Source organism: Bradyrhizobium sp. USDA 4474 (genome assembly GCF_054057515.1).
On record NZ_JBSRZJ010000002.1, the window covers coordinates 6,576,065 to 6,598,765 of the forward strand.

Annotated in this window: 15 protein-coding genes and 1 pseudogene; 11 read left to right on the forward strand and 5 right to left on the reverse strand. The window is 65.1% G+C overall.

The window, feature by feature from the left end:
* The first annotated feature begins 6 nt into the window (after positions 1-6).
* From ACVW16_RS32415 to ACVW16_RS32460, 10 genes are all read left to right on the forward strand, one after another.
* Positions 7-888, forward strand: a complete 882-nt coding sequence (locus ACVW16_RS32415) for a CDP-alcohol phosphatidyltransferase family protein (protein ID WP_456734816.1) — start codon at positions 7-9, stop codon at positions 886-888.
* Between the two features lie 122 nt (positions 889-1,010).
* Positions 1,011-1,730 carry an RraA family protein gene (locus ACVW16_RS32420; protein WP_456703042.1) on the forward strand — a complete coding sequence of 240 codons (720 nt, stop codon included), beginning with the start codon at positions 1,011-1,013 and terminating at the stop codon, positions 1,728-1,730.
* Between the two features lie 15 nt (positions 1,731-1,745).
* Entirely contained in the window at positions 1,746-2,570 is an 825-nt protein-coding gene (locus tag ACVW16_RS32425; protein ID WP_456734817.1) for an SDR family NAD(P)-dependent oxidoreductase, read from the forward strand.
* A 214-nt stretch (positions 2,571-2,784) separates the two neighbouring features.
* The gene (locus ACVW16_RS32430) at positions 2,785-3,558 is read left to right on the forward strand and encodes a motility protein A (protein ID WP_456703044.1); all 774 of its coding nucleotides are present in this window, start codon (positions 2,785-2,787) and stop codon (positions 3,556-3,558) included.
* A gap of 22 nt (positions 3,559-3,580) precedes the next feature.
* Positions 3,581-4,408: a flagellar motor protein MotB gene (locus ACVW16_RS32435; RefSeq protein ID WP_456734818.1), complete on the forward strand. Its 828-nt coding sequence runs from the start codon at positions 3,581-3,583 to the stop codon at positions 4,406-4,408.
* A gap of 173 nt (positions 4,409-4,581) precedes the next feature.
* Positions 4,582-6,480 carry a potassium transporter Kup gene (locus ACVW16_RS32440; protein WP_456802550.1) on the forward strand — a complete coding sequence of 633 codons (1,899 nt, stop codon included), beginning with the start codon at positions 4,582-4,584 and terminating at the stop codon, positions 6,478-6,480.
* Between the two features lie 154 nt (positions 6,481-6,634).
* On the forward strand, positions 6,635-8,563 hold the full coding sequence (locus ACVW16_RS32445; RefSeq protein WP_456703047.1) for a potassium transporter Kup: 1,929 nt from the start codon (positions 6,635-6,637) through the stop codon (positions 8,561-8,563).
* Between the two features lie 160 nt (positions 8,564-8,723).
* On the forward strand, positions 8,724-9,050 hold the full coding sequence (locus ACVW16_RS32450; protein WP_456703048.1) for a rhodanese-like domain-containing protein: 327 nt from the start codon (positions 8,724-8,726) through the stop codon (positions 9,048-9,050).
* A 7-nt stretch (positions 9,051-9,057) separates the two neighbouring features.
* Complete coding sequence (locus ACVW16_RS32455) at positions 9,058-10,236, forward strand: aminotransferase (RefSeq protein ID WP_456734820.1); 1,179 nt, start codon at positions 9,058-9,060, stop codon at positions 10,234-10,236.
* A 7-nt stretch (positions 10,237-10,243) separates the two neighbouring features.
* The gene (locus ACVW16_RS32460; RefSeq protein WP_456734821.1) at positions 10,244-11,356 is read left to right on the forward strand and encodes a polyamine ABC transporter substrate-binding protein; all 1,113 of its coding nucleotides are present in this window, start codon (positions 10,244-10,246) and stop codon (positions 11,354-11,356) included.
* 215 nt (positions 11,357-11,571) lie between these two features.
* Here ACVW16_RS32460 and ACVW16_RS32465 read toward each other — a convergent pair whose 3' ends face one another.
* Positions 11,572-16,719: a hypothetical protein gene (locus tag ACVW16_RS32465; RefSeq protein WP_456734822.1), complete on the reverse strand. Its 5,148-nt coding sequence runs from the start codon at positions 16,717-16,719 to the stop codon at positions 11,572-11,574.
* Between the two features lie 245 nt (positions 16,720-16,964).
* On the opposite strand from ACVW16_RS32465, the gene ACVW16_RS32470 reads away from it, so the two are divergent.
* Positions 16,965-18,698, forward strand: a complete 1,734-nt coding sequence (locus tag ACVW16_RS32470) for a winged helix-turn-helix domain-containing protein (RefSeq protein WP_456734823.1) — start codon at positions 16,965-16,967, stop codon at positions 18,696-18,698.
* 2 nt (positions 18,699-18,700) lie between these two features.
* Here ACVW16_RS32470 and ACVW16_RS32475 read toward each other — a convergent pair.
* The 4 genes and pseudogenes from ACVW16_RS32475 to ACVW16_RS32490 form a co-directional block, all read right to left on the reverse strand.
* A pseudogene (locus ACVW16_RS32475) lies at positions 18,701-19,634 on the reverse strand (lipid A biosynthesis lauroyl acyltransferase).
* Positions 19,635-19,645: 11 nt separating this feature from the next.
* Entirely contained in the window at positions 19,646-20,923 is a 1,278-nt protein-coding gene (locus ACVW16_RS32480) for a beta-ketoacyl-ACP synthase (RefSeq protein WP_456703054.1), read from the reverse strand.
* A 104-nt stretch (positions 20,924-21,027) separates the two neighbouring features.
* Positions 21,028-22,233 carry a beta-ketoacyl-ACP synthase gene (locus tag ACVW16_RS32485; RefSeq protein WP_456703055.1) on the reverse strand — a complete coding sequence of 402 codons (1,206 nt, stop codon included), beginning with the start codon at positions 22,231-22,233 and terminating at the stop codon, positions 21,028-21,030.
* Positions 22,230-22,700, reverse strand: coding sequence for a 3-hydroxyacyl-ACP dehydratase FabZ family protein (locus ACVW16_RS32490; RefSeq protein WP_456703056.1), 471 nt, complete (start codon positions 22,698-22,700; stop codon positions 22,230-22,232). The genes ACVW16_RS32485 and ACVW16_RS32490 overlap by 4 nt, the downstream gene beginning before the upstream one ends.
* Position 22,701: the final 1 nt, after the last annotated feature.

Below are 22,701 nucleotides of genomic sequence, written 5' to 3' on the forward strand. Positions count from 1 at the left end.
GAGCCAATGACCCCCTACGACTTCCGAGATCCAGATCTTCGCCGCCGGCGGTTCCGCCCGATCCCGGTGCGGATGCTGGTGCCCAATGTCATCACGCTGCTGGCGATCTGCGCCGGCCTGACCTCGATCCGGCTGTCGATCGAGGGGCGGATGGCGCTGGCCGTTTACGCGATCGTGTTCGCGGCCGCGCTCGACGGCATCGACGGGCGCGTCGCCCGCATGATCAAGGGGCAGTCCAAATTCGGCGCCGAGCTCGACAGCCTCGCCGACTTCGTCAATTTCGGCGTCGCGCCCGGCCTGATGCTGTACTTCTGGCAGCTGCACGAGCTCGGCAATGCCGGCTGGATCGCCGCCATGGTGTTTGCGATCTCAGGCGGTTTGCGGCTTGCGCGCTTCAATGCCACGATGGACGATCCGAACAAGCCCGCTTTCGCCGCCAATTTCTTCACGGGCGTACCGGCGCCGGCCGGTGCGATCACCGTGCTGCTGCCGATCTATGCTGCCTTCCTCGATCTCGGCCGCGCGCCGGCCGCTTTGACGGCTGCCTATACGCTGCTGATCGCCTTCCTGATGGTCTCGCGGCTGCCGGTGTTCTCCGGCAAGACCAAGCGTATGCGTGTGTCGCCAGAACTGGTGTTGCCGGCCTTCGTCGCCGTGGTCGTCTTCATTGCGATCCTGATTGCCTATCCCTGGCACGTGCTCCTGGTCGGTACGGCGCTCTATTTGCTGGGCCTGCCTCTCGGCTACAAATCCTACCGCGACCAGGCGCGCGCAACGCAAGCCACTGCGCCCGTGGCCGGCGAAGTTTCGTCGCCGCCGTCGGCGCCGACAATGGCGAGCTTGTCTGAACCTCCGCACGATGATGACCGGCCCGGACGCTTGCACTGAGCGATCGCACGCGGATATCTGCCATGAGAGCGCCCGAGTTGGGTTGAGGCCCGATCTCGGCTATATCGCCCAGTGCCGGCGGCACCGCGTCAACAGCGGCCGCCAACCTGGGAGAGAACGCCGTGACTGATACCGCGACCGGGCCGCTGCCCGCTGCCGTCCTCGAAGCGCTGGGCCGCTACGATACGCCGACCATCTGCAACGCCATGGAGCTGATTGCACCGGAGCGACGGTTGATCGGCTTCACCACCAAACAGCTGGTGTGCCCGTTCCCCGAGCTGCCGCCGATGGTCGGCTACGCCCGCACCGTGACGATCCGCGCAGTGCAGAAGTCCCCGCTGCCCGCGGCAGAGCAGGCCAGGCGACGCATCGAATATTACGAGTATGTCGGCACCGGCCATGGCCCGCGCATTTCGGTGATCCAGGACGTCGACGGTCCCGATATCGGCTACGGCGCGTTCTGGGGCGAGGTGCAGAGCAACGTCCATAAGGCGCTTGGCTGTCTTGGCGTCGTCACCGACGGTTCGATCCGCGATGTCCCGCAATGGGCGCCGGGCTTCCAGGCGTTGGCCGGCTCGATCGGTCCGTCGCACGCGTGGGTCCACGCGGAAAGCTTTGGCGGTCAGGTCCGGGTCGCCGGCATGACGGTGAATTCCGACGATCTGATCCACGCCGACCGGCACGGTGCCATCGTGATCCCGCTCGATCTCGCGGCAAAGCTGCCCGAGGCCGCCGAGCTCTGCGGCCGCCGCGAGACGCCCATCCTCGAGATCGCGCGCAGCCCCGACTTCTCGCTGGAGAAGCTCAAGGCCGCGCTGAAGCAGTCGGCGGAGATTCACTGAGCCTGGAGTGACCTCATGGACATGCGCGGTAAGACGGTGCTGATCACAGGCTCGACCGACGGTGTCGGACGCTACGTTGCAAGCCGCCTTGCCGCCGAAGGTGCGCGCGTTCTCATTCATGGCCGCGATGCGGAGCGTGCAAGAGCGCTGATCGACGAGATCGTGAAGGCCGGCCATGTTGCGCCGACCTTTTATCAGGCCGATCTGTCGTCGATGGCGGGCACGCGCGAACTCGCCAGGGCCGTAACGCGGGATCACGCGCGTCTCGACGTCCTGGTCAGCAATGCCGGCATCGGCTCGCAGAGCGACGGACCGCAAAGGCAGGAAAGCCGCGATGGCCACGAGCTGCGTTTTGCCGTGAACTACCTCTCTGGCTTCCTGTTGGTCCATCTGCTGATGCCGTTGCTGAAGGCTGCCGTGCCTTCGCGTATCGTGAACGTCGCCTCGCTTGGCCAGCATCCAGTCGATTTCGACGACGTCATGATCACGAAGGGCTACAGCGGCACGCGTGCCTATGCGCAGAGCAAGCTGTCGCAGATCATGTTCACGATCGATCTCGCCGAAGAATTGAAGGACGCCGGGATCACCGTGAACGCGCTGCATCCGGCGACTTACATGAACACCACCATGGTGCGTGCCGGCGGTATCGCGCCGCTGTCGACGGTCGAGCAGGGTGGTGCGGCGATCCTGCATCTGATCGAAGGCGACGATGTCACGGGCCGAAGCGGCCTTTTCTTCGACGGCATGAACGAGGCGCGCGCCAATCCGCAGGCCTATGATGCCGATGCGCGCAGGCGTTTGCGCGCGCTCAGCCTGAAGCTGACAGGACTCTCCGCCTGAGGGCCGCTTTTATGGTTAGCAAAGGGTTGAGATTGAGTGTCGCAGAACGGCAAAGCAGCCGTTCCTGTCGCCCCAAGCACGCTGCTCCGTCGCATCGGCTGAACTTAACCTTTACGCGGCTTTAAGAGCACCGCTCTAGGGTTTCCGGTGCGGTTCGGGGTTGGACCGCGCTCCGGCCAGGACGGCCGTTGCTGCGTTCGCTTTGGAGACTCCCATGGATATTATGACGGGCGCCGGCCTCGTGGCGGGCATGATCGTCATCGCGACGATGGTGTTTCTGGGCGGCGATCTGCACATGTTCATCAGCGATCATGCGGCGATCATCATCTTCGGCGGATCGTCCGCAGCGACCATGATCCGCTTTCCGCTCTCGGTGCTGGCGCACGGCCTGCCGCTCGGTCTCAAATTCGCCTTCACGATGAGCCGGCTGTCGGCGCATGACCTGGTCGACGAACTCGCCCGCATCGCCGAGATCGCGCGCAAGCAGGGTCCGGTCGGCCTGGAAAAGGTCGAGACCGACGAACCGTTCCTCGCCAAGGGCATCCGCTACGTCGCCGACGGTTACGACCTCGACTTCATCAGGGACAATATGGAGCGCGACCGCGACAATTTCCTGTTGCATCTCAACGAAGGCAGCAAGATCTATCGCGCCGTCGGCGACTGCGCGCCTGCGTTCGGGATGATCGGAACGCTGATCGGCATGGTGCAGATGTTTTCGAACATGTCGGATCCCTCCAAGCTCGGCCCGTTCATGGCGACCGCTCTGCTGGCAACTCTCTACGGTGCGCTGGTCGCGAACCTGCTCTGCCTGCCCATCGCCGACAAGCTGCATGGCAAGCTGATCGACGAGGAAACCAATCGTACGCTGATCATCGACGGCATCCTGATGATCCGCGACTCCAAGAGCCCGACTCTGGTGCGCGAAATGCTGCTGGCCTATCTGCCCGAAAAGCACCGCCACGGCGAGGGCGAGCCGGTTCCGGCGTAAGGGCGGACTCGGGATCCGAGCCATGGCGAAGAAAAAGCGCGAGGAAGCACACGGCGGCCATGGCTGGTTCGTGACGTTCGCCGACCTGATGGCCTTGCTGCTGGCGTTTTTCGTGATGCTGGTCGCGTTCTCGACCCAGGATGCCAACAAGCTGAAGATCGTCGCGGGCTCCATGCGCGAGGCCTTCGGCGTCCAGAGTGAAGCCCGCTATGCCGGCATCATCGAATCCGACGGCCTGCCGACCCGCGCGCGGCTGAAAAACGTCGACCACATCCAGCCCGAGGAATCGTCGAACACACCGACACCGGACCAGGAGGACCGCGACCGCACCTCGGGCGCAAAGCTGAAGGTCGATCGCAATTTTGCGCTCGCCGCCGCCTCGCTGCGCCAGGCGTTGCAGGACATGCCGGAGCTGACCGAGATGTCCAAGCACATCATGTTCGAGGAGACCAAGCAGGGGCTGAATCTGGAGATCGTGGACCAGGACGGCCGCTCGATGTTCGCTGACGGCTCCAAGGTCCCCTACGATCGTACCCGCCGCCTGATCGAGAAGCTTGCGATCCCGCTCAAGGCGACCCCCTTACGCGTCTCCATCGCCGGACATACTGCGGCCGGTTTCGTGCCGACCCACAGCGACTACGGCGCCTTCGATCTGTCGGCCGACCGCGCCAACGCGGTCCGCCAGATCCTCGAGCGTGAGGGCCTGCCGCCGTCGCACATTTTTGCCGTCTCCGGCAAGGCGGACACCCAGCCTCTGTTCCCTGACGATCCGTCACTCGCCGCGAACCGCCGCGTGACCATCACCTTGATGCGTGAAGATCCGCCGCTGCCGCCGAACTTGAAGCCCTAAACCTCTTGCGCTACCATTTTACCTAGGACCGTCAGTCGCGAGGGCGGAGAGCGTGGCCGTGCCGTTACAGCATCCGCGGAGACTCCTGCTATGGTGGCGGGTCGATTGACAGGCGCCCCGGAAGCGTCAATAGGCGCCGGATCAATTCCAGGGACGAAGCGTTTTCCCCCCTCATGACGGCGAGCATCACATCGACCGAGACCCGGGACGGGCCGGTCACTTCGGGCTTTTGGTCCCTCACGCTCGGGAGCATCGGCGTTGTCTTCGGCGACATCGGCACCTCGCCGCTCTACGCATTCCACGAAGCGGTTCGGGGCGCGGCTCACGGCGAGGCGGTGACGCGGATCATGGTGCTCGGCGTGCTCTCGCTGATTCTGTGGGCCCTGCTGATCGTCGTCACTGCCAAATACGTGCTGCTGCTGCTGCGCGCCGACAATAACGGGGAGGGTGGCACGCTCTCGCTGATGGCGCTGGGCCAGCGCGCGCTGGGGCGACGGAGCTGGTTCCTGCTCGCGCTCGGCGTGGTCGGCGCCTCCATGTTCATCGGCGACTCCATGATCACGCCGGCGATCTCGGTGCTGTCGGCGGTCGACGGCCTCAAGCTCGCGACGCCGGCGTTCGAGCATTATGTCGTGCCGCTCACGGTGCTGATTCTCGTGCTGCTGTTCGCGGTCCAGAGCAAGGGGACAGCGATGGTGGCCTCGGCGTTCGGGCCGGTGATGGTGGTCTGGTTCACGTGTCTCGCGCTGCTGGGCGTCATTCACATCGCCGACGATCCGTCGGTGCTGGCCGCGATCAATCCTTACTATGCGCTGCGGTTCCTGCTGTCGCACGGCACGATCGGCCTGGTGACGCTCGGCGCCGTGTTTCTCGCCGTGACCGGTGGCGAAGCGCTCTATGCCGATCTCGGCCATTTCGGCCGCAAGCCCATCCAGTCGGCCTGGATGTTCTTCGTCCTGCCCTCGCTGCTGATCAATTATTTCGGGCAGGGCGCTCTGGTGCTGTCCGATCCAAGCGCAATTGAGCACTCGTTCTATCGCATGGTGCCCGAGCATCTGGTGCTGCCGCTTGTGGGGCTTGCAACGGCAGCCACCGTGATCGCGAGTCAGGCGGTGATCACCGGCGCTTATTCGCTGGTCTACCAGGCGGTGCAGCTCGGCCTCTTGCCGCGCTTCGAGGTGCGCTACACCTCCGAGACGCATGCCGGCCAGATCTATCTGCCGCGCGTCAACCGGCTCTTGCTGATCGGCGTGATGCTGCTGGTGCTGTTGTTCCACACGCCCAGCAATCTCGCTTCGGCCTACGGCATCGCGGTCTCCACGACGATGGTCGCCGACGGGATCATGGGCTTCGTCGTGATCTGGAAATTGTGGAACTGGAAGGCCGCGACCGCTGCAGCCGTGATCCTGCCCTTCGTCATGGTCGACATGACCTTCTTCAGCGCCAATCTGCTGAAGTTGCTCGAAGGTGCCTGGGTGCCGCTGTTGTTCGGCGCGGCCATGGCCGGGACGATCTGGACCTGGCGACGCGGGTCGGGGATTCTGATCCAGAAGACGCGCCGGATCGAAGTGCCACTCGACGATCTGATCCGCAGCCTGGAGAAGCGCCCGCCGCACATCGTCAAAGGCACGGCAGTGTTTCTGACCAGCGACCCCGCCTTCGTCCCGACGGCGCTGTTGCACAATCTCAAGCACAACAAGGTGCTGCACGAGCACAATGTGATCCTGACCATCGAAACCGCGCACACGCCGAGGGTCGATCTCTCAGAACGCTGCAAGATGGAGAAGATCAGCGAAAAGTTCTCCAAGGTCCGCCTGCGCTTCGGCTTCATGGAACAGCCGAACGTGCCCAAGGCGCTCGCGATCGCGCGCAAGCAGGGCTGGCAGTTCGACATCATGTCGACCTCGTTCTTCGTGTCGCGGCGCTCGCTGAAGGCGTCGGCGCAGTCCGGCATGCCGTTGTGGCAGGATAACCTTTTCATTGCTCTCAGCAGGTCTGCTAACGATGCAACTGACTACTTCCAAATTCCGACGGGGCGTGTGGTTGAAGTCGGAACCCAGGTCACCATTTGAGGGGTCCATGGGAACGCAACGGGCGAACCTATGCCGTTTTCGCATGCCACAGGCCCGAAAACGGGCTAGGCTATGCCATCAGCGCAGGACTATAAGCCGCGCGCTCCTGCGCCGTTGTGCAGTGAAGCATTTTTAGAGGCCACCAGGCTCTCCCATGACGAGTGACGTAGCAGTTCCCGCCCCGGAAACGGCGGCGGCCAATGGGCATGGCGATGCCCACACCACCGCCGGTTTCGGCGCGCTGACGCTCGGCAGCATAGGCGTCGTCTATGGCGATATCGGCACCAGCCCGCTCTACGCGTTCCGTGAGGCCGTGATGGCGGCTTCCGGCGCCGAGGGCGCGCCGACGTCCGCCGCTGTTCTCGGCGTTGTCTCCCTGATCCTGTGGGCGCTGATCGTCGTGGTCACGCTCAAATACGTCGTCATCCTGTTGCGCGCAGACAATAACGGCGAGGGCGGTACGCTGGCACTGATGGCATTGGCCCAGCGCGCGGTCGGCACCCGCGGGGCGACCATCGTTCTGCTCGGCATCATCTCCGGGGCCCTGTTCTACGGCGATGCCGTGATCACCCCGGCGGTCTCGGTGCTGTCGGCCCTCGAAGGCATGAAGGACGTCACGCTGCGGTTCGAGCCCTACATCGTTCCGCTGACCGTGGTGATCCTGATCGTCTTGTTCGCCGTGCAATCGCGCGGCACTGCCCGCGTTGCGACGTTCTTCGGCCCCGTGATGTGCGTCTGGTTTGCGGTGATCGCGGTCGCCGCGGTCCATCCGATCATCGCTCAGCCGCAGGTGCTGTTCGCGCTGAACCCGCTCTATGCCGTCTCGTTCATGCTTCACCACGGCATCATCGGCTTCGTGACGCTCGGCGCCGTCTTCCTGGCGGTGACCGGCGCCGAGGCGCTGTATGCCGACCTCGGCCATTTCGGCAAACGGCCGATCCAGACCGCCTGGCTGTTCATCGTGCTGCCGTCGCTGGCCCTGAACTATCTGGGGCAGGGTGCTCTCGTGCTCGGCGATCCCAGCGCGATCGAGAGCCCGTTCTTCCAGTTGTTTCCGCAAGGTCTTATTCGGGGCAGCGTCGTCGTGCTGGCTACCGCCGCCACCGTCATTGCGAGCCAGGCCGTCATCACCGGCGCCTATTCGCTGACGCGGCAGGCGATCCAACTCGGGCTGCTGCCCCGCTTCGAAATTCGCCATACCTCTGAAGCCCATTCCGGCCAGATCTTCATCCCCCGGATCAATCAGCTGCTGCTGGTCGCCGTGATCATGATGGTGCTGCTGTTCCGCTCCTCGAGCGCGCTGGCCTCCGCCTACGGTATCTCCGTTACCGGGACCATGGTGGTCACGGCATTGATGGGCTTTGTGGTGATATGGAAGGTGTGGCGATGGTCACCCTTCGCCGCGGCAGCCCTGATCGCGCCGTTCCTGTTCCTCGACCTGACCTTCCTCGCCGCGAACCTGCTCAAGGTGTTCGAGGGTGGCTGGGTGCCGCTCGCGCTCGGCTCCCTCATGATCATCATGATGTACACGTGGCGGCGCGGCAGCCGGCTCTTGTTCGAGAAGTCGCGCAAGCTCGAGTTCCCGCTTGCCGACCTCGTGGCGATGCTGGAAAAGCGGCCGCCGCAGCGGGTGCCCGGCACGGCCGTGTTCCTGACCAGCGACCCCCTGAGCGCGCCGACCGCGCTGATGCATAGTCTGAAACACTACAAGGTGCTTCACGAGAAGAACGTCATTCTCACCATCGAGACCGCGCAGACCCCGCGCATCGATCCGGCCGAGCGGGTGAAGCTGGAGGCGATTAGCCCGACCTTCTCCAAGGTGACGCTGAAGTTCGGCTTCATGGAATCGCCCAATGTGCCGAGGGCACTGGCGATCGCCCGCAAGCTCGGCTGGCAGTTCGACATCATGTCGACCTCGTTCTTCCTGTCGCGCAGGGCGCTCAAGCCTGCTGCCCATTCGGGGATGCCGCGCTGGCAGGACCGGCTGTTCATCTCGCTCAGCCGCTCCGCCAACGATGCCACCGACTATTTCCAGATACCGTCCGGCCGTGTCGTCGAGGTCGGCACGCAAGTGACGATCTAGGCCGGCGAACCAAAGCCGCACTTCAAGTCGCTGCGATTTAGCTTTAACTTGCGCAAGGCAGCTCAAGCCTTTGTGGCGCTTGATTTTCGCGTGCCGAGAGGCGAGGTTGCCGCCGGCCGGGATCGCCCGGCGAGCGCGCCCTGCGACGTTGGAGGATGATGTGGCAAATCAAGTACAGGATATGACCCCCGAGGAAGTTTCCAAGGGTGTCGCAGAGGGCCGCTATCTGCTCGTCGACGTCCGCGAGCCGAACGAAGTCGAGGCCGAGGCCTATCCCTACGGTGTCGTCGTGCCGCTCTCGACTTTCGATCCCGCGGCGATCCCCGATCCCGCCGGCAAGGAGGTCGTGTTCGCCTGCCGTTCCGGCAAGCGGTCCGTCACCGCCTCGCTCGCAGCGCAAGCCGCGGGGCTGCCTTACGACAAGCATCTGGCCGGCGGCATGCTCGGCTGGAAAGCGGCGGGGCTTCCCAGCAAGGTTGGTGGCTAATTCCGCGATGACCAAGAGCACTTCGCTGAACAGGGTCTTCGCCGACCTTCCTGTCACCATCTTCGAAGCGATGTCGCAGGCCGCGCGCGACAACAACGCCATCAATCTCGGCCAGGGCTTCCCCGATGATCCCGGCCCCGAGGATATCAGGCGCGCCGCGGCCGACGCCTCGCTCAACGGCTACAACCAGTATCCGTCGATGATGGGCATCCCGGAACTGCGCCAGGCCATCGCGACCCATTATGATCATTGGCACAACCTCAAGCTCGATCCGATGAGCGAGGTGATGGTGACATCGGGCGGGACCGAGGCGCTGACCTCGGCGATCCTGTCGGTGGTGCAGCCCGGCGACGAGGTGGTCTGCTTCCAGCCGGTCTATGACTCCTATCTGCCGATCATCCGCCAGGCCGGCGGCATTCCGCGCCTGGTGCGGCTCGAACCGCCGGGCTGGCGATTGAATGAGGGCATGCTGAAAAGCGTCTTCAATTCAAAGACCAAGGCAGTGCTGTTCAACAACCCCTTGAATCCTAGCGCGGTGGTCTATCCGCGGGAGGACCTCGAGCTGCTCGCACGCTACTGCCAGGAGTTCGACGTCATCGCGATCTGCGACGAGGTCTGGGAGCACGTCACCTTCGACGCGCACAAGCACATCCCACTGATCACCATCCCCGGCATGCGCGAGCGCACCATCAAGGTCGGCTCGGCGGGAAAGATCTTTTCGCTGACCGGCTGGAAGATCGGCTTCGTCTGCGCGGCGCCACAGCTGTTGCGGGTCGCCGCCAAGGTGCACCAGTTCCTGACCTTCACCACCGCGCCGAACCTTCAGGCCGCCGTCGCCTACGGCCTCGGCAAGCCAGATGAGTACTTCCTGTCGATGCGGAAGGACCTCACGCGGAGCAGGGACCGCCTGACCAAGGGGCTGGAGAGCCTCGGCTTCCCCGTGCTGAAGTCGCAAGGCACCTACTTCCTCACCGTCGACCTGTCGCCGCTCGGGCTCAACGAGAGCGATGCCGAGTTCTGCTGGCGGATCGTGAAAGACTACAAGGTCGCCGCGATTCCGGTCTCGGCGTTCTACGAGCAGGACCCGGTGACCTCGGTGGTGCGCTTCTGCTTCGCCAAGAAGGACCAGACGCTCGACACCGCACTGGAGCGGCTGTCGGACGCGATACGCGGACGGAAGAGGTAGACCTGAGATGACGAACGTCAGCCGCTCCCGGTTTCGCCTGGGTTTTGCAATCGCCGCGGCGCTGACATTGCTTTCGCCTCCCGCCGGGGCCGAGGAGCGGGTCGTCAACTTCTACAACTGGTCGAACTACGTGGCACCGGGAGTCCTGGAGGACTTCACCAAGGAAACCGGCATCAAGGTGGTCTACGACACCTTCGATGCCAACGAGACGCTGGAGACGCGGCTGATGGCCGGCAAGTCCGGCTACGACCTCGTGGTGCCCACGGCCTATTTCCTGCAACGCCAGATCAAGGCGAACATCTTCCAGAAGCTCGACAAGTCGAAGTTGCCGAACCTCGCCAACGCCTGGCCGATGGTAACCAGGAATCTCGCGACCTATGATCCCGGCAACGCGTTTGCCGCGAACTACATGTGGGGAACGACGGGCATCGGCTACAACGTCGCCAAGGTGAAGCAGATCCTCGGGCCCGACGCCAAGATCGACAGCTGGGACATCGTCTTCAAGCCGGAGAACCTCGCCAGGTTCAAGGACTGCGGCGTGCATATGCTCGATTCCGCCGACGACATCTTTCCGGCGGCGCTGAACTTTCTCGGGCTCGATCCGAACTCGACCAAGCAGGCCGACCTCGAGAAGGCTGCCGACGTCGTCGCAAAGGTCCGTCCCTTCGTGCGCAAGTTTCACTCCTCCGAATACTTGAGCGCACTCGCGACCGGTGAGATCTGCTTCGTGGTCGGCTGGTCCGGCGACATCATGCAGGCCCGTGCACGGGTGGCGGAAGCCAAAAGCGGCATCGAGATCGGCTATGCCATTCCGAAGGAGGGGGCGCAGATGTTCTTCGACAATTTCGCGATCCCCGCGGATGCCAAGAACGTCAACGAAGCCTACGAGCTGATCAACTATCTCTACCGCCCCGACGTCGCCGCCAGGAACTCGGACTTCCTGTCCTACGCCAACGGCAACCTCGCCAGCCAGAAGCTGGTCGATCCGAAAATTCTGAACGACAAGAACATCTATCCGGACGACGCGACGCTCGCAAAACTGTTCGTCATCACCGCCCGCGATCCCGCCACCCAGCGCATCATCAACCGGCTCTGGACCAAGGTGAAGACGGGGCGGTAGAGGGGCCGCGATCGGTGGCGACACCGATCCGACGACTCAAATCCGCAAAACAACCCCATGCACAGTAGGACCGCGGCGTGAACCGCCGACCGAGCGCGCCGCGTCAGGCTCTCCGGTCATTTGACACGTCGGGCAAAACACCGGCATGATGGCATCCTGCCCATCATGTCCAGACGCCGCTCTCCGCACGAAGCATCGCGAGCGCAGCGCACTGCTTACCACTCATACCGCACCGTGCCCTTGCCGGCGTAAGAGCGCGTCACGCTCGAGAATTCGCCTTCGAAACTTGCCGCGGCCGACCAGCCGTTCAGCCACTTCATTTCCGCGGAGGCGGTGGTAAGGGCGGCCTCGGCTGCCGGTCGGGCGCCGCTGACGACGAAGCTCGCGCCGGGAAGGGCCTGGAACGTCGCGGCGACCGAGTGATCCGGATTGAAGTCGTGCGCCCAGGCTGCGCGACCGCGCAGGGTGAGGATGCCGTTCGCAAGGCCGAAGGATTTGTCGGTGCGCAGGCCGAGCTCGCTGCGCGTGTCGGTCACGCTCTTAGCCGCATAGCTCAGCGCGAACGCGCCTCCGCCTGAGACGACGGACTCCGCATAGCCCGGCAGATTGAACGTCGTGAACTGGCCCGCGGCGTAGGGAGTCACGCCGACGCCGCCGAGCCACGGCGCAATGAGGCGATAGCCGCCTTCGAGACGGCCGCTCCAGGCATTGGCGTTGAACTCCGCGCGCAGATGATCGACGCCGGCAAGCGTGACCGTGCGATCGGTGGTGACGTCCTGCCAGCCATAGGCGAGCGCCGCCGAGATGTAGCCCGGACCGTTGCTGTGGCGAACATAGGCGCCGGCCTGGAACAGGTCGGAGCGTCCGGTGCCGCCACCCACCACGGAGAAGCTGGTGCCGCCACCGGCGAGCGCAAAGCCGGCCAGCGTCTGTGGCGAGAAGGCGTATTCGGCGCCCACGGCGGTGCCGAACAGGTGGCTGGTCGCGCTGTTCGTGCCCTGCGCGATGTTGCCGTCCGTCGTCTGCGATCCTCCGAAGCCCGTAGCCCACACGTTCCAGCGCTGCTCGAAGGTGTTGGCCGGCGGCAGCATCGCGAAGGCGTCGCGCGCGGCGGCGGCCGGTGCGGTTTCGGCATAGGCCGGCGGCGAGGATGCGCCGCTCTCGCGGCCGGCGCCCGAGGGATCGGTGAGCAAGCCCATGAACTGGCCCATGGCCTGGAACGTCGTTTGCTGAGAGCCTGATGCGGTCTCGCCGGAGGCCTGTGTCAGGCCTTGCGCCGTGAGGCCGCTATAGACCAGTGAGATGCCGCCGGTGCGGTTGAAAAAATCGATGATGGCGTTGCCGACATTCTGCTGGTTGCCGCTCGGGCTGCCGCCCGATGGCGCAACGAAGGTCAGGGTCAGGTTCAGATAGGCGTGCGTGCTGTCGTAGCTCAGTTCGCTATGAAAGTTCGACGGCAGGTTGGTGTTGACGAGCGAGCCGAACGTGCCGCTGATCGCGCCCGCCTTCAGAATGGTATATTTCTTGGCGACGTAGCTGCCGCTGGCATAGACCGCGGTCGCGGTGGCGCCAGACAGCGTCGCGGTGCCGGTGACGCTGGCGAACGAGGCGGTCGAGGGGTTGATCTGAACCAGATAAATCGCGCCGGAGGCGAGCGCGAGGCTTCCGGTGACGGACGCCGAGGTGCCTGGGGTGGTGCCGGGCGCATAAGTGCCACCGCTGTTGACGTTCAGCGTCGCCGTCGAACCCGTGCCGGTGAGGATGCCGCCGTTCACCGTGGTCGTTCCCAGGATCGAACCCGAGTTGGTGGCGGTGCCCGAATTGTTGGTCAGGCCGCCGCTCAGCGTGCCTGAATTGGTGACAGCGCCGCTGTTGGTGATGAGGCCGGATACCGTGCCGCCGGCGTTGTTGATGAAGCTGCCGGCGTTCGCAACCGTGCCGGTCCACACCGCGTTGTTGGTGACGGTGCCGGTGTTGCGGACGACGTCTGCGGCGTACGTGCCGCTGTTGGTCACGGTGCCGGCGTTGTCGAGGGTGTCGCTGATGCTGCCGCCCGCGGAAACCACGATCGTGCCGGATGAATTGTTGACGATGCCGCTGGCCGTCGCCGTCAACTGTCCGGTACTGGCGACCATGATCGCGCCGCTATTGGTCAGAAGACCCTGAATGGTGTAGTCGCCGTTCGCGTTGATCGCCAGCGTCGCGCCATGGGCGTTGGCAAAGGCGGAGTCGCTCGTCACGATGCCGCCGACGTTGAACACGCCGTTGGCATTGTTGGCGATGTCGCCGTTGATCGCGCCGCCATTGGCGTTGACGGTGGCGGTGTTGGTGAGGCCTCCCGCAATAGTGTTGGTGGTCGTCAGCGTGCCGCCAAGGACGTTCACGCCGCCGTTGAGCCGGCCTGCATTGTTGGTGGTTCCGGTGGTGGTGAAAAGCCCGCTGACGATGCCAGCGGCGTTGTTGAGGAAGATTCCCGCGTTGGTGGTGCCGCCGGTCGTCGTCACCGTGCCGTCGTTAGTGAAGACGCCGGCATTGTTGGCGATGGCAGTGGCGCCGAGCGCCCTGCCTGAGGAGACAATAACGGCCGACGCTGAGGTCGAATTATTGGCGAGAGTGGTTATGCCGCTGAAATTGCCGCCGGAGACCGCAAGCGTCGCCGTGCCGCTGTTGGTGAAGTTGCTGTTGGACGAGAGCGCGCCGGCCACCGTGAACGAGCCGGTGCCCTGGTTGGCAATGCCGTCGTTGGTCGCGCCGGCGGCATTCACGATGCCGGTATTAGTAAGGCCGCCGTTGACGGTGCCGGTGGTGGTGAACGTGGCGCTGTTGGTGGTGCCGCCCGTGGTCGTCACCGTGCCGCTGTTGGTGAAGGTACCGGCGTTGTTGGCGATGGCGGTGGCGCCGAGCGTCCTGCCTGAGGAGACAATAACGGCCGACGCTGAGGTCGAATTGTTGCCGAGAGTGGTGATGCCGGTGAAATCGCCGCCGGAGACCGCCAGCGTTGCCGCGCCGCTGTTGGTGAAGGTGCTGTTGGACGTGAGCGCGCTGGACACCGTGAACGAGCCGGTGCCCTGGTTGGCAACGCCGTCGTTGATCGCGCCGGTGGCGTTCACGGTGCCGGTATTGGCAAGGCCGCCGTTGACGGTGCCGGTGGTAGTGAACGTGGCGCTGTTGGTGGTGCCGCCCGTGGTCGTCACCGTGCCGCTGTTGACGAAGGTGCCGGCATTGTTGGCGATGGTGGTGGCGCCGAGTGTCATGCCCGAGGAGACAATAACGGCCGACGCTGAGGTCGAATTGTTGGTGAGGGTGGTGATGCCGGTGAAATTGCCACCGGAGACCGCAAAGGTTGCCGTGCCGCTGTTGGTGAATGTGCTGTTGGTCGTGAGTGAGCCGGTCACCGTGAATGTGCCCGTGCTCTGGTTGACAATGCCGTCATTGACCGCGCCCGCCGCATTCACGGTGCCGCTGTTGGTAAGACCGCCATTGACGGTCCCGGTGGTGGTGAAGCTGGCGCTGTTGGTGATACCGCCGGTGGTCGTCACCGTGCCGCTGTTGACGAAGGTGCCGGCGTTGTTGGCGATCGTGCTGGCGCTGAGCGTCCTGGCAGAGGAGACGTTGACGGCCGAGGCTGACGTCGAATTGTTGGTGAAAGTGGTGATGCCGGTGAAATCGCCGCCGGAGACCGCGAGCGTTGCCGTGTCGTTGTTGGTGAAAGTGCTGTTGCTCGTCAGCGCGCCGGTCACCGTGAATGAGCCCGTGTTCTGGTTGACGATGCCGTCGTCGACCGCGCCCGCCGCATTCACGGTGCCACTGTTGTTAAGGCCGCCATTCACGATCCCGGTGGTGGTGAAGGTTGCCGCACTTCCGTTCGTGGTGCCGCCGGTCGTCGTCACCGTGCCGTTGTTGGTGAAGGTGCCGGCATTGTTGGCGATGGCGGTGGCGCTGAGTGTCATGCCGGAGGCGACAATAACGGCTGACGCCGACGTCGAATTGTTGGTGAGCGTGCCAATTCCGGCCATGTTGCCGCCGGCCAGCTTCAACACGCCGCTGTTCTGGTTTGTGATGTCGCCTGTGACGGCGACGTTGCCGCCGAGCACGTTGATGTTGCCGTCATTGACGATGCTGTTCGTTCCCGAAGACAGCGTCGCCGTTCCGCCTGGACCGTTGAAATTGATCGTGCCGCCGCCAAGATTGTTCACTGCACCGGCGTCGGCAATGGCACCGCCGGCGCCGACATCGATGACCGCGCCGTTGTTGAGCGTGTTGCCGACGCCTTGCAACCTCGCCCCGGCGCCGATGCTGATCGTGCTGGCATAGTTGGTGATCGTCTGGGCGCTCAGCGTGCGGCCGGCGCCGATGGCGATGGTGCCGTAGTTCGTCAGACTCGTGATGCCGGTTGCGTCATTCGCCGCCGTCGCCCCTGTCACCGACATGGTGACGCCGCCATTGACCTGGACCGTGCTGTTGAAAGCGCCTGCCATGGTCGTGGCGCCGAAGAGCTCGATCGCGCCGATGTTGCTGCCGGCGAGCGCAGTGATGCTGTTGACGCCACCGGTGATGACGATGGCGGACGACAGCACGCCGGTCCCGCCGCCAAAGGGGCTGTGGTTGGCGCCACCCTCCTCACCGCCGGCGATCGTGCCGCTGTTCACGATCGTCAGGTTCTGGCCGACGATTCCGTAACCGCCGGCCTGCGGCCTGGAGGAGATATTGACGTTCTGGAAATCTGTGCCGCCGCCACCGCCCTTGATCGAGCCCGAATTGGTGATCGTCAGCCCGGCGGAAGCCGTCGCGGTCACGCCGTTGCCGCCGCGCCCGCCGATGCCATCTGCGGGAGACGACGGAAAGGGGACGCCCGGACCGTAACTCGAACCACCGCCGCCGGCATCGCCGCCGGCGATCGTGCCGGTATTGACGAGATGGCTAGCCGTCGTGGCGATGACGCCCGACCCGCCGCCGCCACCACCGCCGCCGGCCCCAAAGGCATAGGACGGGAAGAAGGGCGAGGCCCCAAAGCCGCCGTTGCCGCCGTTGCCGCCCGTGATCGCGGCATTGTTGGTCAAGTCCGAGCTTACGGTCAGCCCGGCGCCGCCTGCGCCGCCGCCGCCGCCGCCCGACCCAAAGCTGTAGCCCTGGCCACCCCCGCCGCCCTGATCCGAGCCGCCGCCGCTGCCGGCGGAGCCATTGCCGCCGGGCCCGGTGCCGTTGCCGCCGTTCGTGCCAGTTGTCGAGCCGTCGCCGCCGAGACCTGCCGCGCCACCCCCGCCTGCCGCCGAACTTGACCCGTTCCCGCCACCCGCACCATTGGCGCCGGTGCTTTGCGCCAGCGCCGGCAGCGTCGATAGCAACGCTAAGGCCGTCGACACTAAAAAGAGTGCCCGCAAGCTGCGGGCTGCTTTGAAATAATTTTTCCCCGTCCGCACTAACTTCCCCCGGCATACGATCGCGAGTCCACGGTTGGATTCATCGCATCGGGCGGGGGTGGTGTCCTGATAAGGCGTTGGCTAGTTTCTGAAAGTTTCTGATATTTCCATTTCAGACCCGATCTTCGGGCATTTTCGGCAGACTTCCGCTATACGACCCGGCCGGGAGAGTTGCTTTGGGGGATCATTTGCTTCGTTTCGCCGGCTTCGAGCTGGACCTGCAGCGCGCGGAGCTGCGCGGGGCCGATGGCACGCCGATCAAGCTCCGGCCCAAGACCTTCGAGATGCTGCGCTTGTTCGCGAGAAGCGGCGGGCGGGTGCTGAGCAAGCAGGAGCTGATGGAGGCGGTCTGGCCGTACGTCCATGTCGGCGAGGACAGTCTGTTCCAGTGCATCCGCGAGCTTCGCACCGTGCTCGGAGACGAGCGGCGGCAGCTGATCAAGCTGGCCTCCGGCGGCGGCTACCTGCTGGCGGCGGAGGTCGTGGACACGCCTGATGCCACGGCGCAGGCAGAGGCGACGCCGTCGGCTGCAACCGAGGCGGGCGAGCGCGGCCGGCCCGCCTTGGTCGCCGCGCAGCCCGTGCGACCGCAGCGTGCCATCTTCGGTTTGAGCCGTCGTGCCGTCGCCGCCGCCGTGGCGGGGCTCGGCGTGATCGTCATGGGGCTCGCGGTGGCCGCGCCCGTGCTGAAGCCGGACCTGCTGTTCAAGCGGACGCCGCCGCGCGTCGCGGTGCTGCCGATCGTTGATGCCAGCAACGATCCCCGGGGCGTGGCGATGGCAGCGGAAGTGACCGGCCGCCTCACGGATGGTTTTGCCAAGATCCAGAACATCAGCGTGGTGGCGCCACGATTGGCGGCGGTCGCGGGCAGCGAGAGCACCGCACCGGCTGCGTCATCGGAGTACGAACTGCGGGGCGAGCTGCAACTCGGCGGTGAATCCTGGACGCTGCGGGCGCGGATCATCAAGGCGGGCACCGGCGAAGTTCAATCGGTTGCGGCGGCGTCGATCAGTGCTGACGAGGCGGACGCGCAGCTTGCGCAGGCCCGGCTTGCTGCGGGCGTCGGCCATGTGCTCGCGAGCGGCCTGAATGAAATCCTGGAGCCGAGCGCATCGTCATCCGCACGCCGCAAATCATCGGCGAGCGGCGACAAGGTGGCGGTCGAGCAGGCGCTCGCCTCGATCAACCAGACCACGCGCGAGCGTTTCGGTGCGGCGCAGGCCATGCTGCAGAAGGCGATCAGCGAGGATCCAGACAATGTCGATCTTGCCGTCGCGCTCGCCTCGCTGCAGATGCGCGGCATCCAGATGGTCTGGTTCAGCCCGGAGGAGGCCGTTGCAGTCGAGGCCAGGGCCAACGCGACGCTCGAGCAGGCGTTGCGATCGAGGCCGAATTCGATTCCGGTGCTTGAAGCGCGTTGTCGCTTCCTCAGCGCGACCAACCATTTCGTGGAAAGTCTCGTCACTTGTGCCAAGGCCTTGAGCTTCGATCCGTGGAACGGGTCCGCGCTCTATTTGATCGGGCTCGGGCAGATCTTTCTCGGCCGCTTCGACGATGCGCTCGCGACGTTTGAGCAGGCCGATCGCTACGACACGCCGCCGGCCTCGCGCTGGACCTGGCTGCTCGGCGCAGGCACCGCGAATGCCTTGATGGGGCGCTACGAGGAGGCGCTGCCGTGGCTGCAGCGTTCGATCGCGATCACGCCGGCAACCGGCCGCTCGCACTTTCTTCTCGCCGCCACCTACCAGAGACTGGGTCGCGGCGAGGAGGCGAAAGCGGCGATCGCGGAAGGGCTGCGCTTGCGGCCCGGCACGAACGGACAAAGCGTCTGGCCGCCGATGAAGAACGTCAGCCCGGTGTGCGTCGCAGCCTGGGAGCGGGTCGTGCAGGCCGAGGTCGACGCAGGATTGCCGGAGCAGTAGGCCTACCGCCACCTGCGATGCAGCCAGAGCCACTGCTCGGGATATTCGCGCACCCAGCCTTCCACCACGTCGGTGACGGCCTGGGTCGTGCCCTGGATGTCGATCTTGCCTTCGGCGTCGCGCACCGGCGGGATCTCTTCCGTGAGCTCGGTGCGGAAGCGGAAGCCGGGAAGGCGGATGACGCGCACGCCGTGGATGGGGCACTCGACCTGGCGCAACAGGCGCGCCAGCGTCGGGTTGGCGCGGGTCTTGCGGCCGAAGAAGGTGACCTCGACGCCGCCGGTCAGGTACTGGTCGATCAGGATGGCAACGTGCTTGCCGTCCCTCAGCGCCTGTCCGAGCCGTAAGGGTGCGTCGCGGCCCGCGGGGATCAGCGTGCCCATGTTGACCTGGCGCATCTGCTGGATGATGCGGTCGGCGGAGGCAATGTTCGGCCGGCGGTAGAGGATCGCGGCGTCGAGGCCATGCGCGGGGGCCGCGAGCGCAGGCAATTCCCAATTGGCCAGATGCGCGGCGAAGATCAGGGCCGGCTTGCCGTCGTCCCTGATGCGGTCGTACAGCTCGATGGTCCGCGGCGACAGCTCGATTCGGCTGCGCTCCGGATGCGCGCGATCGTAATCCCAGACATGATCGATATGGGCGAACTCGGCGCCGACGCGGCCGAGATTGTCCCACACGCCCATCAGGATCTCTTCGATCTGCGTCCGGCGACTTCTCGGGAAAGGCCGCGGTGAGATTGGCGCGGCCGATGCGATGCTCGCGCAGCCGCGGGCCGATGGCCTTGGTGACGCGCGCGAAAAAGTCCGATGTCTTGATCGGATCGAAATAGCGCGTGGTGCGCAGCATGCCGACGGTGGCGGCGCCGATCAGGCCTCCGCCGATCGACTTGGCTGCGTTCCGCGCGCGAATCTTCGTGCTGATGGGAATCAGCGCCATGCTGCGTCCGGTCAGGCCGGTTCGCGGGTCAGGATCAGCGAGGCGTTCTGGCCGCCGAAGCCGAACGAGTTCGACATCACCGCGGTGACGCGGGCGTCGCGCGCCTTGTTGCCGACCACGTTGAACAGGATCGTGGGATCCGGCGTCTCGTAGTTGATGGTCGGCGGGATGCGCTGATGCTCGAGGGTGAGCAGCGAGAAGATCGCCTCGACCGCGCCGGCGGCCGAGATGGTGTGGCCGACCATCGACTTGTTCGAGGTGACCGGAATCTTCTGCGCGAGATCGCCGAACACGGCCGAGGTCGTGTTGAACTCCATCTTGTCGTTCTCGGGCGTCGCCGTGCCGTGCGCGTTGATGTGGTCGATCTGATCGGGGGTCATGCCGGCATCGGCCAGCGTCTTGTTCATGCAGCCGATGATCGGCTTGCCGTCGGGCGAGGAGCGGGTGCGATGGAACGAGTCCGTGAGCTCGCCGCAGCCGGCGATCACACCGAGGATTTTTGCGCCGCGCGCGGTCGCGGCTTCATAGCTTTCCAGCACCAGGGCACCGGCGCCTTCGGCCATGACGAAGCCGTCGCGGTTCTTGGAGAAGGGGCGGGAGGCCGCCTGCGGCGGATCGTTCTGGGTCGACAGCGCCGAGAGCAGCGAGAAGCGCACCAGCGCCTCCGGATTGACGGTGCCGTCGGTCGCGACGCACAGCGCCGCATCCGTCTCGCCGCGGCGGATCGCCTCGACGCCGAGCTGGATCGAGGTCGCGCCCGACGCGCAGGCCGTCGACAGCGAGATCGGCGAGCCCTTGGTGCCGAAGGTCTCGGCGAGGTGAGCGGCGACCGAGCCGAACATGAAGCGGTGGTGATAGGCGCTGTACTTGCCGCCGCCCGAGATGCGCAGCAAATCGTCATAGGTGAAGTCGGGCGCGCCGACGGCGCGGCCGAGCTCGCGGCGCTGCGGCCACTCGACTTCAACAGGCGCAACCGCGAGGAAGAGCGGGCCGGGGAAATCGGCCTTGGCGCCGATGCCGGCCTGCTCCAGCGCTTCCTGCGTGACCAGCTCGGCCATGCGTTCGGACAGGCCGGTGGAGGAGAACGGATCGACGCTGACGAAATCGACGGTGCCGGCCATCGTGGTCTTGAGCCCGTCGACCGGAAAGCGCGTGATGGTGCGGATGCCGGATTCGCCGGCAACGAGCTTCGACCAATTGTCGGCCTTGCCGGCACCGAGCGAGGTCATGATGCCCATGCCGGTGACGACGACGACGGGACGCCCGAGTTTGTCGCGTGGTGCAGTCATGTCGATCGTCCCCCGATAGAGCTGGAACATGATCCGGAAAACAGTGACGCGGTTTTCCGGTAAGATCATGCTCGAAACAACAACCGGCTAAAGCGCGGCGCGCTTTAGCTTACAGCCTCGACCAGCGCCATGCCTTCGCCGCGCCAGTGTCCGGCTCCCACCACGACAATCTGGGTGGGCGCCGACTGCATTTCAATCTCGGTCCCGGTCGAATCGTTCGGCGGGAACAGCGCGCCGCGCGAGATCGAGAGCGCGGCGAGCGCAATGCCGAGCGGAAATTGCGTTTCCATGGTGTGGCCGAACATCGTGCCGGTCGCGCGCACCGGGAAGTCGGCGTGCTTCTTCAGGAAGTCGCGTTCCTCGGACGTGGCGGGCTCTGCGCCTGTCGCGCCCGAGATGATCGCACCCTTGCCGGCGCGCTTGGGCAGCTTGTCCCAGAGCTTCTCCAGCGTCGCTTCCATGTCGCCGGACTGCTTGCGCCGGGCGAGATCGGTCACCACGCTCGACAGCTTGGCGTACGGTTTCGCGCCGCGCGCTTCCGCATGCGCCCTGGATTCCAGCACGAGGAAGGCACCGGCCGAGCCGAGCGCGAAGCCGGCGTGATCCTTGCGCGCCCAGACGGGGGCGAACTTGTCCTTCAGGTTGAAGTCGCCGAATTCGTAGAGGACCATGAGGTCCTTGCGCTCGCCATTATGCGAGCCGCCGACCAGCGCAATATCGCTCTCGCCCGAGGCGATGCGCGACAGCGCGATGCGCGCGGCGTCGGCACCCGCAACCTCTTCGCCCATGAAGGTGCGCGAGGTGCCGCCGAGACCGTTGACGATGGCGATGTTGCCGGCGAGCAGATTGGAGAGCTGGGCCAGAAACAGCGTCGGCCTGAGATCGCTCATCAGCCGCTCGTTGAGGAAGCCCGGCGCGTTGGCGCCCTTGGCCTCGGCGGTGAGCACGCCGGTGTCGACGTTGAGATCGCGCTCGCCGCCACCGGCGGCCACCACCATGTCGATTTTCGAGAGGATATCCTTGTTGCCCTTGATGCCCGCCGAGTCGAGCGCGAGGCCCGCGGCATAGACGCCGATGCGCTGCCAGGCTTCCATCTGGCGCTGATCGCCCTTCTTCGGGATCTGGCTGTCGAAGGTGACAGGCAGCAGCGGATGCACGATGAAAGGTGCGAAGCCCTTCTCGTCGACGTTGATGCGCTTCTCCTGGAGCGCGGCCCAGTTGGCATCGAGCCCTTCACCGAGCGAGGTGGCGAGACCAATACCGGTGATCCAGACTTCCGTCTGGCCCGGCTTCGAAGCTGTGTCATTCATGGCGAGACGGCCTGTTGCGGAAAACCGACGCGCTTGGCGACAGCGTCCATGTATCCGCGCATATCCGGATTGGGGAAGGGAATCAGCGTGAAGGTGAGCGTCGAATTCGCGCGCAGCTTGCCGCCGACCCGGATCTTGGCCTCGGTCATCGCATAGCCCGAGCCCTCGTGGACGAGGCTCGCCTGGAGGGTCATGAGGTCGCCCGGATACACCGAGCCGCGCACCTTGGCTTCCTTCACGGCGGCGAGGATCGGCATGCGCTCGAACTTCAGGAGGCCAAGCAGCAGAAAGCCCGAGGCCTGCGCCATCGATTCGATCAGCAGCACGCCGGGCATCAGGGGAAAGCCCGGGAAGTGCCCTTCGAAGACGGTGCTCTCCCGGGGGACCTGGGCCTCGACGACGATCGTCTTCTCGTCGACCTTGAGGTCGACGATGCGATCGATCATGTGGAAGTATTCGAGTTGCATG

Bases quoted from the DNA above. Each gene is read 5' to 3' on its own strand.
- ACVW16_RS32480 (WP_456703054.1), bottom strand. From the start codon at position 20,923: ATGACTGCACCACGCGACAAACTCGGGCGTCCCGTCGTCGTCGTCACC.
- ACVW16_RS32455 (WP_456734820.1), top strand. From the start codon at position 9,058: ATGACCAAGAGCACTTCGCTGAACAGGGTCTTCGCCGACCTTCCTGTC.
- ACVW16_RS32445 (WP_456703047.1), top strand. From the start codon at position 6,635: ATGACGAGTGACGTAGCAGTTCCCGCCCCGGAAACGGCGGCGGCCAAT.
- ACVW16_RS32440 (WP_456802550.1), top strand. From the start codon at position 4,582: ATGACGGCGAGCATCACATCGACCGAGACCCGGGACGGGCCGGTCACT.
- ACVW16_RS32415 (WP_456734816.1), top strand. From the start codon at position 7: ATGACCCCCTACGACTTCCGAGATCCAGATCTTCGCCGCCGGCGGTTC.
- ACVW16_RS32485 (WP_456703055.1), bottom strand. From the start codon at position 22,233: ATGAATGACACAGCTTCGAAGCCGGGCCAGACGGAAGTCTGGATCACC.
- ACVW16_RS32460 (WP_456734821.1), top strand. From the start codon at position 10,244: ATGACGAACGTCAGCCGCTCCCGGTTTCGCCTGGGTTTTGCAATCGCC.
- ACVW16_RS32425 (WP_456734817.1), top strand. From the start codon at position 1,746: ATGGACATGCGCGGTAAGACGGTGCTGATCACAGGCTCGACCGACGGT.
- ACVW16_RS32490 (WP_456703056.1), bottom strand. From the start codon at position 22,700: ATGCAACTCGAATACTTCCACATGATCGATCGCATCGTCGACCTCAAG.
- ACVW16_RS32430 (WP_456703044.1), top strand. From the start codon at position 2,785: ATGGATATTATGACGGGCGCCGGCCTCGTGGCGGGCATGATCGTCATC.
- ACVW16_RS32435 (WP_456734818.1), top strand. From the start codon at position 3,581: ATGGCGAAGAAAAAGCGCGAGGAAGCACACGGCGGCCATGGCTGGTTC.